This window comes from Micromonospora sp. NPDC007220 (assembly GCF_040634035.1).
GTDB classification, from domain to species: Bacteria; Actinomycetota; Actinomycetes; order Mycobacteriales; family Micromonosporaceae; genus Micromonospora; species Micromonospora reichwaldensis.
This window is the reverse complement of sequence record NZ_JBEYEU010000001.1, coordinates 501,905-513,947: the sequence shown is the minus strand read 5'-3', so window position 1 is coordinate 513,947 and position 12,043 is coordinate 501,905. Positions and strand designations below refer to the sequence as shown.

General features: G+C 68.0%; 10 protein-coding genes and 1 pseudogene. 8 read left to right on the top strand and 3 right to left on the bottom strand.

Annotated elements, in window-relative coordinates; translation table 11 throughout:
* The first annotated feature begins 62 nt into the window (after positions 1-62).
* From ABZ573_RS02570 to ABZ573_RS02545, 6 genes and pseudogenes are all read left to right on the top strand, one after another.
* Positions 63-1,640 (top strand): DUF262 domain-containing protein, encoded by a 1,578-nt coding sequence (locus ABZ573_RS02570; protein ID WP_358114917.1) that lies wholly within the window; start codon positions 63-65, stop codon positions 1,638-1,640.
* Positions 1,641-2,236: 596 nt separating this feature from the next.
* Entirely contained in the window at positions 2,237-2,362 is a 126-nt protein-coding gene (locus ABZ573_RS02565) for a hypothetical protein (protein WP_358114914.1), read from the top strand.
* A gap of 289 nt (positions 2,363-2,651) precedes the next feature.
* Positions 2,652-3,200: a sigma-70 family RNA polymerase sigma factor gene (locus tag ABZ573_RS02560; RefSeq protein WP_358114911.1), complete on the top strand. Its 549-nt coding sequence runs from the start codon at positions 2,652-2,654 to the stop codon at positions 3,198-3,200.
* Between the two features lies 1 nt (position 3,201).
* Complete coding sequence (locus ABZ573_RS02555; RefSeq protein ID WP_358114908.1) at positions 3,202-4,239, top strand: CU044_5270 family protein; 1,038 nt, start codon at positions 3,202-3,204, stop codon at positions 4,237-4,239.
* 338 nt (positions 4,240-4,577) lie between these two features.
* A complete protein-coding gene (locus ABZ573_RS02550) occupies positions 4,578-5,891 on the top strand; it encodes a reverse transcriptase family protein (protein WP_358114905.1) in 1,314 nt (437 codons plus the stop codon).
* 1,160 nt (positions 5,892-7,051) lie between these two features.
* A pseudogene (locus tag ABZ573_RS02545) lies at positions 7,052-7,384 on the top strand (M23 family metallopeptidase); the annotation flags it as partial.
* A gap of 132 nt (positions 7,385-7,516) precedes the next feature.
* On the opposite strand, the gene map reads toward ABZ573_RS02545, so the two are convergent.
* On the bottom strand, positions 7,517-8,335 hold the full coding sequence (map, locus tag ABZ573_RS02540) for a type I methionyl aminopeptidase (RefSeq protein WP_327030371.1): 819 nt from the start codon (positions 8,333-8,335) through the stop codon (positions 7,517-7,519).
* Between the two features lie 74 nt (positions 8,336-8,409).
* Here map and ABZ573_RS02535 point away from each other — a divergent pair, with 74 nt between their 5' ends.
* Complete coding sequence (locus ABZ573_RS02535) at positions 8,410-8,676, top strand: helix-turn-helix transcriptional regulator (RefSeq protein ID WP_132231774.1); 267 nt, start codon at positions 8,410-8,412, stop codon at positions 8,674-8,676.
* A 134-nt stretch (positions 8,677-8,810) separates the two neighbouring features.
* On the opposite strand, the gene ABZ573_RS02530 is transcribed toward ABZ573_RS02535, so the two are convergent.
* The gene (locus tag ABZ573_RS02530; protein WP_358114902.1) at positions 8,811-9,593 is read right to left on the bottom strand and encodes an SDR family oxidoreductase; all 783 of its coding nucleotides are present in this window, start codon (positions 9,591-9,593) and stop codon (positions 8,811-8,813) included.
* Between the two features lie 325 nt (positions 9,594-9,918).
* Positions 9,919-10,935: a zinc-dependent alcohol dehydrogenase family protein gene (locus tag ABZ573_RS02525; RefSeq protein ID WP_358114899.1), complete on the bottom strand. Its 1,017-nt coding sequence runs from the start codon at positions 10,933-10,935 to the stop codon at positions 9,919-9,921.
* 186 nt (positions 10,936-11,121) lie between these two features.
* Between ABZ573_RS02525 and ABZ573_RS02520 the strand changes: the two genes are divergently transcribed.
* On the top strand, positions 11,122-12,009 hold the full coding sequence (locus ABZ573_RS02520; RefSeq protein WP_358114896.1) for a helix-turn-helix transcriptional regulator: 888 nt from the start codon (positions 11,122-11,124) through the stop codon (positions 12,007-12,009).
* The last annotated feature ends 34 nt before the right edge of the window (positions 12,010-12,043 follow it).

The following is a 12,043-nucleotide window of genomic DNA, read 5'->3' as shown; positions in this document are numbered from 1 at the left end:
ACGTGAATATGGATGCCCTCGTACCTCGCGATGATTTCGAAGTCGATTCTGAAGAGCCAATGATGGAGCAGTCCAAGCTTGGCCAGACCATGAGGATCACAGATCTTGGCGTGGACGGCCTCATCTATCACGTACTTCGAAAGCCAGACTTTCAGCGGGAGACAGCAAACTGGACACCTCAAAAGGTGGCCGACCTGGTCAAGAGCTTCCTTGACGGAGATCTAATACCCGCGCTCATCCTTTGGCGCTCACCGAAGAGCGGAAACATTTTCATCATCGACGGGGCGCACCGACTCAGCGCTCTCACTGCATGGGTTCACGATGATTACGGCGACAGCCATACGTCAATGCGATTCTTCGAGAACAATATTCCGCCCGATCAAAAGCGTGCTGCGGAGACGACGCGGAGTCTGATTAACCAGACCGTGGGCTCATACAGCGACCTGCTACTTGCGCTCCGCAATCCGGACACCGCGCCCAAGGATCGACTGCGCCTTGCCAGGAATTTGAGCATTCTTGCCATGGATCTCCAATGGGTCTCAGGAGGCGCAGAGAAGGCAGAAAATTCCTTCTTTAGAATTAATCAACAGGCAACTCCGATTGACCAGACAGAACTGGACCTGATTAAAGCCCGAAAGAAGCCCAACGCTCTTGCCGCACGTGCCTTTATTCGGGCAGGCACGGGTCACAAATACTGGTCAGACTTCGACGACCACACCAAGGGCATAATTGAAAAATTGGGCAAGGAAGTTTACGACCTGATCTTCAAGCCCAACGTTGAAACATCAATCAGAACAGCCGACCTCCCGATCGCCGGCCGAGGCTACTCTTCAGATAGTCTCAAAATGGTGTTCGAGTTGGTGAATTTCGTCAATAAGCTCACACCAGACATGTGGCGGGAAGTCGAATCAAAACCAGCTAGGGCCAAGGCTGGAACGCCTCCCCCCAGCCTTCTTGTGGACGACATCGATGGTTCGGAAACGATCCGCTTCATGCGCGCTGTACGAAGGGTTGCCGGGAGGATGTCAGGCAACGAGCCAGCTTCTCTAGGCCTACACCCGGCAGTCTACTTCTACGGCGCCACGGGAAAATTCCAGCCTGCGGCCTTCTTGGCCGCAGTTGAATTCGTTCTCGACCTAGAGAGAACTCGCTCGGTCGCGAAATTTACCAACGTAAGAGCAGAATTCGAAGAGTTTTTGATCAAATATCGCCACTTCTTTAACCAAATAGTTCGCAACTATGGAAGCTTTAGCAAGGCGGCACCGCATGCAGTTAAGATGCTCCGGACTATATTCGAGGCGCTGAGTGACGGGTGTGGTGAGTTGATGATTCTTGAGCGCCTAAAGGCGGAGCCCACGCTCAAATCTCTGAGGGAGATAACAGATGACGACCGCCTGCACGGGCGGAACTTTTCCCAAGAGACCAAGAATATGCTTGTGCTCAACGACCTGCTTGAGCGTGAGACGAGATGCGGCATCTGCGGGGCAAGGGTGCCCCGCAATTCAATCTCCTTTGACCACCTACTGAGAAAACAGGACGGGGGCACGGGCGCACCCGAAAATGGGCAGCTAACTCACCCATACTGCAACACCGGATATAAGGAGTCGGCGCATTCGAAGAGCGTTTCACAACCGGCTTGATCGACGTTGCGGGTGCCGAAAACCTCATCCGTATTGGACGGCGGCTTTTTTCGTATTCATGAAGGCCGCCGAGTCGGTCGTCGATGCAGGCGTGCAGCTTTGCAGGGCCGGTAATCTTTTCGGGCAGCGGCCACAGCAGCGTTGATCCGATGGCGCATGGGTCGATGCCTGCCCCCGTGCTGCGAGGCTTGCCATAGGTGGGCTCCGCGCCGCCGCCTCACCCGTTCGGACTGCGGTGGGCATGCTCGAGCAGCGCCAGCGCGTATTCGGGTTGCCCATTAGAAGAAGGATCATCAACCATCAGCTGTTTCCGTAACCAGTCGGGGTTCCCACCGGTCCCTGGGGGTTGAAGGTTGGGCTAAGGGACGTCTGAGGCGCACCAGAGATCTTGGACATGTCATCGGCCGTTCGGACAACTGGCGGACCACCGAGAGGACCTCGGCCATCCGCCGCTCGTCAGCGAGCCGCGCGGCCACCTCGTCGGCGAGATCACCACCGGCGTACCGCTCCGGAGGTAGACGCCGGAGCAGCGCTCCGAGGACGTCACCCAGGCGACGTTCCTCGTCGCCTGGCGCCGCCGGCACGACGCCCGGCTGGTGGACGGCTCGGCGCTGCCGCGGCTGCTGGTCGTCGCCACCAACGCGGTCCGCTCCGAGTGGCGGTCGGCGCGCCGGTGGCTGTCCGTCGACCACGACCCGGTCAACCGGAACGCGTGGTTGTAGACCGGACGGGCGTACCGGTCGAAGAGCCGACCGAACGCCGGCTCGTCACCGGCGGCGATCGAGGACCACAGTTCCTCGTCCGACGGCCGTACCTGATGCCTCACACCCCACTATGACCGCCCACGCCGACTCTGTTGCAGGTCGCGGCGCACCTCTCGAACGAATACGTGGATCCAAATCTTCGATGCGCGGATGGTTGGCGAGGGCAGGGTAGCGCTATCGGGTGATTCGTTCGTTGCTGGGTGTGGCGTTGTGACTGGTGCCGGACATAAGCACGGTAGGAGGTGCCATGGACGTCGCGGAGAAGCAGTTCACCGAGTTGTTCGAGCGCCATCACGGGGACGTGTGGCGGTACGTGGCTCGGCGGATCGGCGGATCGGACGTCGGTGATGTTGTTGCCGAGGTCTTTCTGGTCGCGTGGCGACGTCTGGGTGATGTCCCGGCCGGGTCGGCGTTGCCGTGGCTGTACGGGGTGGCTCGACTGGTGCTGTCGAACGCGACCAGGGGCCAACGGCGGTGGCAGGAGTTGACGCTGCGGGTCGCGGCGGAGCCGGACGGGTCGGTGACCGTGGATCACGCGGACGAGGTCGTCAGCCAGCGTGACGTCGCGGTGGCGTTCGGGCGGTTGTCCGCCGCGGACCAGGAGGTGTTGCGGCTGGTGGCCTGGGAGCGGCTGAGTGTCGCTGAGGCTGCCGTCGTGCTCGGCCAGTCGCGGGCGACGTGTGCGATGCGGCTGATGCGGGCCCGCCGCCGGTTGCGGACACAGCTGGGCATGGTCGGTGACGGAGCGCAGCAGGCGCGGCGGGCGACGCCGTCGATGTCGAATCGGGGTGCATGAGATGAAGGCTGTCAATGAGGTGCGCCAGCTGCTGGGCGGTCTGGATCCGGCACGAGATGTCCATCCTGCAGACGAGAACCGCCGCGTGCGGGACCTGTCGCGCATTCTCGCCTCTGACCGGGTCGCGATCAGTGGGAGGCGAGGGGTTCCCCGGCGTCGTCTGGTGTTGGCGGCGGCCGGCACGGCGGTCCTGGCGGTGGCGGCTGGCGGGGTGGCGCTGGAGACGTTTCGGCAGCCGCAGCCCGCGTTCGCGGCGACGCCTGCGATCCTGAGCTACGGTCCGCCCGCGAGCGCGGAGCCAGCCAGCGCGAGGTTGCGACGGCTCGCCGCCTCGGCAGCGGCTCAGCCGGCGCCGCAGCGGCCAGCAGGAACGGTGGAGCACCTCGAGTCCGCGAACTGGTTCCTGAACTCGTCGATATCGGGCGGTCGGACGACGTCTGCGGTGGTGCCGCAGCAATGGCGGTCCTGGCGGACCGACAACGACGCTGGGCGGATGGTCAAGAGGGACCTGCCGCCGACGTTCCGCACAGCTGCCGACCGGCGGGAGTGGCAGCGGCGGGGTGGCCGCGTCGACTCCGTCCAAGAGGTACGCGACTCCGCCGCCGGTGACTTCTACACCCCCTTCCAGGGGCCGGTCCCGACTGAGGCCGGGGCTCTAAGACAGTGGCTGACGGCGGGTGCGTCCGCGCCTGAGGCCCCCGTGCAGTATCTGGAAGATGTCGCCGAGCTTGCCGGTGTGCGGCTGTTGAACCCGGCGCAACGCGCGGCGGTGCTCATGCTGTTGGCCGATCTACCGGGGATCACGGCTGCCGGAACGGTCACCGATCGAGCCGGGCGTCACGGGGAGGCGTTTTCGATCGTGTCCGATGCCCATGGCTTGCCTGCCCAGTACACCGTGATCGTCGATCCCGGTACCGGCGCGCTGCTGGGGTATGAGGAGATGCTGACCACGACGGCGGGAAAGTTGAACGTCGTGATTCCTGCGGTCATCAGCTATCGGTCTTACCTGATCGCCGAGTACGCCCCCATGCCGCGTTGACGTCCTCGGCCGTCGACCAGGACCCGGTCAACCTCATCGTCCACGTCCATCACGCAAGGTTAGGACGCATCACTCGGCGAAACGGTTCTCTCCACCGCGCCACACGCACCGCGGACACCGATGACGGTCTCCGTTCTCTACGCTGCTCCCATGGCAGCGTGTCCCGAGCTGACCAGGCCGCTCCCCCACGCGGGGTCCGGTCACGGTCTCTCCGGGGCAACCCCGGGGACGGACCACTCACCTCGGCACCACACCACAGGTGCGTCGGCACGCTCCGCGAGCCTGTGCACCCGCACGACCGGGCATCGTCGGGACACGCTGCCGCCACCGGCCCGCTCGTGACCACTATTCACGCCCTCGCCACCGCGCTCGCCGACGCGTTCCTCGCCGGCGACGGCTGGCGCCGCGCCGACCTCGTCGACCAGGGTGGGCTCGTCCTCGGGGTCCGGCGGCGATGGCTGTGGCCGGTCGCCGACGCGGTGCAGGTCGCCTACCCGCGCCCACCCACCGACCGGCCACGCGAGCTCGCCGAGTTCCTGAGCACCCTCGATCCGCTCCGCGCGGCAGTCGCCGCATCCCGCCAGCACCAGCGGCCCATTGTCATCCACACGCGGCCCGTGACGCCGACCCGCACCGTCCGCCGACCCTGGCACACCCCGGCCATCGACACAGTCGGCGACCTGGCCGGGATGCTCGACCTGAGCATCGAGCACCTCGACTGGTACGCCGACCGACGGGCCATGAACCGACGCGCCATCGCCCACCGGCTGCATCACTACCACTACCGATGGACCGACCGAGGCCGGTTGATCGAGGCACCGAAATCTCGGCTTCGCGCCCTGCAACGCCGGCTGCTCGCCGAGGTCCTCGGGCCGATCCCGGTCCACCCCGCGGCGCACGGCTTCGTACCCGGTCGCTCCGCGCACACCTTCGCCGCCGCCCACACCGCACAGCCGGTCGTCGTCCGGATCGACCTGCTCGCCTTCTTCACCCACATCCCCGCCACCCGCGTCCACGGCCTGTTCCGCACCGCCGGCTACCCCGAACCCGTCGCCCACACCCTCACCGGACTCTGCACCACCCGCACTCCGTCCCCCGTCCTCCGCCGGGCACCCACCGACCTACCGCACCGGGCGGCCCGGCTCGCCGCGCTGCGCACCGGCCACCTGCCACAAGGCGCTCCCACCTCGCCCGCACTGGCCAACCTGTGCGCCTACCGACTCGACCGACGCCTCACCGGCCTCGCCAAGGCCTTCGAGATCACCTACACCCGGTACGCCGACGACCTCGCCTTCTCCGGCGACCTCACCACCCGCCGCACCCACGACCTGATCGCCGCCGTCACCGACATCGCCCGCGACGAAGGCTTCCAAGTCCACCCAACCAAGACCCGCGTCCGCGGCCGAGCCGACCGGCAACTCCTCGCCGGACTCGTCGTCAACCACCACCCCGCCACACCACGCGACGAATACGACCAGCTCCGCGCCATCCTCCACAACGCCGCCCGCACCGGCCTCGCCTCGCAGAACCGGAACGGCCACCCCGACTTCGCTCAATACCTCATCGGACGAGTTCTCTGGGTCGGTCATCATCATCCGGCACGCGCAGCCAAACTCGCCATGCTGCTGGCCCACGCTCTCGCGGCACCGTAAACTGACGCGGCGCGACAACTTCACCGGATCCCGGCAAGGACGCGTCGAACCGACCGAGGCGCGGCCTGAGCAGGACTTACACCTGTTCTGCTGATCTTCGGCAAGCGAGCACAGCAACGGGCGCGTGCGACCCGATAATGGGAAAACTGAATAAGAACCCGCAGGTCATCAGCCAATGGGCACAGATAGAGCTTCGTCTTAGGAAACCGATGCTCTATCCCCTGAGCTACGAGGGCGCGAGGGCCTAGTCTAGCGACCTGAGGGTTCACCTGGGTGGCAGGGCGTGGCCCACGTTCACCCACGCTTCTCGGACCGCCGTTCTCCCAGCCCAGGACTACACCCGGAGCACACGAACCCGGTTGCGGCCGATGGTCGGCAGCGGTGACCCACACTGGCACCGGTTCGCCCATGTTGGCACCCGCCGGAGAGCACACACCGCGCACCTCATCGAAGATCAACGACATTCAACTACGAGCCATCCCGCCCGCGTACGCACCGGCGCGTCTCGCTGCCAAGATCCTCGCGTGCGCCGCCGCCTGCACAGGCAGGCAACAACGGGGTGGTCCCACACCTGGCGCTGGCCGCGACCCCACTGGCACCGCATACCTCCGAGTCGTTGGTCGCCCGGTGGAGCGCGACGTTCTTGACCAAGCCGGCCACAGCCGCACCCGGGTCGGGATCGCTGTCTGATCCACCACCAACCGGGGCGGTGCACGGCGGGTATCGCCGCAGCCGGGTCCGCCGTCAGCGCAGCGAGTGGCTGGGCGTCGCCCAAGCACGCAGCAACCGGCCCGGTCCACCCGGCGATCTTCCTGGAAGCGACCGACGCGCAATGTGACCTACGAAGACGCATGCCCTGGCCTGGCTACTTCACGGAGAGGGCTCGCGTGACGCCCCAAAGCGAATCGCAGGGAAACCCTTGCCCTCCAACGGAAGTAGCCTTAGGTTGCATCGATGATCCTCAGCGAGGAGCCTCGCCCTGACCCTCCTCAGGGTGTCAGCCACGATCTGCCGCCCGAGGATCTCGGTGGCATCGCCTATCTGCGTGGACTTTCGAGACGGGGGTTCATCACAGGCGCTGCGTTGGCGGCATCCGGGGTGTCGGCCGCCTTTGCTCTGCTGCCCGGCTCCGCTCAGGCTGCCGGCAGCTATCAGAGGCCGTGCGGAAACGTCCGGATCTCGAGCTCTGGCAAGACCACCGGAACCGGACGCCGCCCTCGGGTGAGCCGGGCACCGACTATGCGGTCGGAACCGGTACTCCCGTCAAGGCCGCGGCGAACGGCACGATCCGTTACGTGAAGACCGACACCTCCACCGCGACCGGGCGCGTCGTGGGGATGGCCCACGATGATGGCAACTACACCCGGCACCTGCACCTGTCGACGATCGCCGTCTCGACCGGGCAACGTGTGTCGCGAGGCCAGACGATCGCGTACTCCGGCGCCTCGGCGAACGGCAGTGACCGTGGTGTCGGGCCGCATGTGCATACGAGTCTCTGGCTGAACACCGGCAGTCCGACGAATTTCCGCGCGACGGTCAGCGGGACCGTCGTCCGCGAGAGCCGTCGGCGCAGCCCCGGCCCGCCGTCCCGTCGATATCCGCTGACGCCCGAGGCGGGCAGTGGGTCAGGAGGCTGTGGCGGACTTCGTGGCGGGGCCGGCCGAGGCGGCGCCCTGAGTGAGGCGGCGGGTCAGGACCTGAGGGCCGGAAGCCGTGATGGCGACGGTGTGTTCGGAGTGGGCGGTGCGGGAGCCGTCGGCGGAGCGGATCGTCCAGCCGTCCTTGTCGAACTTGATCTTGTCCGTGGAGCGGCAGAACCAGGGCTCGATGGCGATGGTGAGGCCGGGGTTGAGCTTCAGGCCGCGGCGGGGGCGGCCGTCGTTGGACACGTGCGGGGCCTCGTGCATGGTGCGGCCGATGCCGTGGCCACCGAACTCGGCGTTGACGCCGTAGCCGTAGGAGCGGGCGACCTCGCCGATCGCGGCGGAGATGTCGCCGAGGCGGCCGCCGGGCTGGGCGGCGGTGATGGCGGCCTCCAGTGCGACCTCGGTGGCCTCGATCAGCTTCAGGTCGGCCGGGTCGGGGGTGCCGACAACGACGGAGAGCGCGGAGTCGGCGACCCAGCCGTCGATGCCGACCGCCATGTCGATGCTGAGCAGGTCGCCGTCGCGCAGGACATAGTCGTGCGGCAGGCCGTGCAGCACCGCGTCGTTGACCGACAGACACAGCACGTTGCGGAACGGGCCGCGGCCGAACGAAGGGGCGTAGTCCCAGTAGCAGGATTCGGCGCCGCGTTCCTTGATCCGGCGGCGGGCGTGGTGTTCGAGGTCCATCAGGTTGACGCCGACCGCGGCGACGTCGCGCAGTTCGGCGAGCAGTTCGCCGACGAACTGGCCGGTCACCGCCATCCGGTCGATCTCCTCGGCGGACTTGAGCTCGATCACGACAGCCTCCCTCTCCCCTGTGCGGTATTTTTATACCACGCCAGGTCGGGATGCTCCGGGGGTATCCTGCTGGCATGGTTCGCCAACCACTCACCGCCGAACAGATCGCAGCGGGCCAGCGCCTCGGAGCCGCCCTCCGGGCCGCGCGGGCGGGCCGCAGCCTCGTCGAGGTGGCCCTGGCAGCCGGCATCTCCCCCGAGACGCTGCGCAAGATCGAGGCGGGCCGCCTTCCCGCACCGGCGTTCGGCACCGTGGTCGGCCTCAGTCAGGCGCTCGACGTCCCGCTCAGCGACCTGGCCGACGTCTGGCGGGCCGACATGCCCGTCCGCCAGGCTTCCTAGGGACCAGCCGCTCAAGGCGGTGATGACTGACGGAGCGGGAACCGCGCCCGTGGAGGGAACGCTGCGGCCGGACGGCGCCGGCTCGGGGCGGGTCGTCATCACCTCGCGGGTCCATCAAGGCCATGGCCTCGGGCTCATGCCGGTCCGACGGTCTGGCCGCCGTCGATGACCATGGCGTGGCCGATGACGAAGGCCGCGGCGTCCGAACAGAGCCAGAGCACGGCTGCGGCGATCTCGTCGGCGGTGCCCATGCGCCCGATCGGTTCCTGGGCGATGACGCGGTCGCGTCCTTCGGAAGTGCCGCCGGTGAAGCGGTCCATCATCTCGGTGGCGACGATGCCGGGGCAGACGGCGTTGATGCGTACGCCGGAACGGGCGTAGTCGAGGGCGGCGGACCTGGTGAGCCCGACGACGCCGTGCTTGGCGGCGGTGTAGGCGGCCTGTCCCGCGATACCGACGACCCCGGCGCCGGAGGAGGTGTTCACGATCGCGCCACCGCCGTGCTGGAGCAGCAGCGGGATCTCGTGCTTCATGCACAGGAACACGCCGCGCAGGTTGATCGCGACGGTCCGGTCCCAGTCGTCCTCGGTGATGTCGGCGGTGGGCGTGACGGGCTGCTCGACGCCGGCGTTGTTGAAGGCGACGTCGAGGCGGCCGAACGTCTCGACGGTCTGGGCCAGGGCGGCGGTCACGTCCTGGGACGAGGTGACGTCGCACCGGACGGCGAGCGCCCGACCGCCGAGTTCCTCGATCATGCGCGCGGTTTCCCGGACGCCTGGCTCGGAGACGTCGGCGGCGGTGACGCTGGCACCGGCGCGGGCGAACGCCAGTGCGGTGGCGCGGCCGATGCCGCTGGCCGCGCCGGTGACGAAGGCGACCTTGCCCTCGTAGTCGGCGGTCTTGCCCGTGGCGGTCATGGTCTGCTCCTCGTCGTCGGGGTCGGTGGCGCCGGCTCGTGCCCTCGTGGGTGCCGGCGGGTGGCTGTCAGGCGTGGTGCTGGTTCGCGATCAGGTACTGCTCCTCGGTGTGCTGCTCGGCCAGGGGCGAGGCAGCGCCCTGCTGGCGCGGGCGCTCGTCATGGCCTCGCAGCCCGGTGCGGAAGCTGCGGGGCCACCGGCTGGCTTCCCTCTAGCCGGGTGTTGAATCTGCTCGCGGTGCCAGCCGGCGTCAGCGATGGTGACGGTGGGACCGCCCTGCACCCTCCCGCGCTGTGGCGCCGTCGCTGTCGGGCGGCGCGAAGGATCACGGACGTAGCAGCACCTTGATGGCGCGGCGCTCGTCCATGGCCCGGTACGCCTCGGCCGCCCGGTCGAGGGGCAGGTCGAGGTCGAAGACCTTGCCCGGGTCGATCTGCCGGCTCGTGATCAGATCGACCAGTTCGGGCAGGAAGCGGCGCACGGGTGCGGGCCCGCCGTGCAGGTGCACGTGGGAGAAGAACAGCTCCATGCCGGGCAGCCGCACGTCGTGGGTGACGCCGACGTAGCCGACATGCCCGCCGGGGCGGGTGGCGCCGATGGCCTGCATCATCGACTCCTGGGTGCCGACCGCCTCGATGACCGAGTGCGCTCCCAGGCCGCCGGTGAGGTCCTTGATCCGCGCCACCCCGTCGGCGCCGCGCTCGGTGACGATGTCGGTGGCCCCGTACCCGATGGCGAGCTTCTGCCGTGGCTCGTGCCGGCTCATGGCGATGATCCGCTCGGCGCCGAGCTGCCGGGCCGCCAGGACGCCGAGCAGCCCGACGGCGCCGTCCCCGACCACCGCGACCGTCCGGCCCGGGCCGACCTCGGCGGCCACCGCGGCGAACCAGCCGGTCCCCAGGACGTCGGAGGCGGTCAGAAGGCTCGGGACCAGGTCGTCCGACGGCATGTCCGGGGTGGCGACCAGGGTGCCGTCGGCCAGGGGTACGCGCAGGTACTGCGCCTGGGCCCCACCGACGCCCTCCCGGTGGACACACGCGCTCTGGTATCCGGACCGGCAGATCTCGCAGGTGTTGTCGGAGGCGAAGAACGAGCCGACCACGAACTGCCCCGGCCGCACCGTACGGACGTCGCGGCCGACCTCCTCGACCACGCCGACGTACTCGTGCCCCATCGGCCGCGGCCCGTCGAGCTTCTCGATCCCCCGATACGGCCACAGGTCGGAGCCGCAGACGCAGGCTGCGGAGAGGCGGACGATCGCGTCCGTGGGCGCGAGGATCCGCGGCTCGTCGAGCCCTTCGACCCGGACGTCACCAGGGGCGTGCAGGACGGCACCACGCATGGCGGTTCTCCTCTGTCTCAGGTTGAACTCTGACCACGTTTCCCAGGCCGGCCAGCGGGTCGCGCGGCCAGCCACGGGACAACGACCACCAGCAAAGCGCGGATCCCGCCGAACAGGGAGTTCCTGCTGAGAGGTGTACCGACAGGGCACTCCCAGCGCCGCGCCACGCGACGTACCGTCGGAGCCGTGGACAACCGCACCGAGGTCCGCGAGTTCCTCGTCTCGCGCCGCGCCAAGATCACGCCCGAGCAGGCCGGCCTGCCCGCCGGGACCAACCGCCGCGTCCCCGGGCTGCGCCGCACCGAGGTCGCTGCCCTGGCCGGGGTCAGCATCGAGTACTACTCCAAGCTCGAACGCGGCGCCCTGGCCGGGGTGTCCGCCAGCGTGCTCGACGCGGTCGCCCGCGCCCTACAGCTCGACGACGCCGAACGGGCACACCTGTTCGACCTCGCCCGCGCCGCCGACGGCAGCGCTCTGCTGAAGCCCCGGCGCCGCCGCACCAGGCAGTGGACCCCGCACCGCAGCCTGCAATGGACCCTCGACGCCGTCACCGCCGGTCCCGCGTTCGTCCGCAACGGCCGCATGGACCTGCTCGCCGCCAACCAGCTCGCCCGAGCCTTCTACGCCCAGGCGTACGCCGATCCGCAGCGCCCGGCGAACATCGCCCGGTTCACCTTCCTCGACGACAACGCCCACGACTTCTATCCCGACTGGGACTCCGCCGCCGACGTCTGCGTCGCCATCCTGCGTACCGAGGCCGGCCGCGACCCGCGGGACAAGGACCTGCACGACCTCGTCGGCGAGTTGTCCACCCGCAGCGCCGAGTTCCGCACCCGGTGGGGAACCCACGACGTCCGCCACCACGGCACCGGCGCGAAACGGTTCCACCATCACATCGTCGGCGACCTCACCCTCGCCTACGAGGGCCTGGAGATGGCCGCCGAACCCGGCCTCACCCTCACCATCTACGCCGCCGAACCCGGCTCCCCGTCCGAGGACGCGCTGCGCCTGCTCGCCTCCTGGGCCGCCTCCCAGGAATCGGACACCACCGCGCGGAAACTGCCCACCGAGTAGTTTCAGCCCGACCTGGACGTTCGGCCGCGCCGGC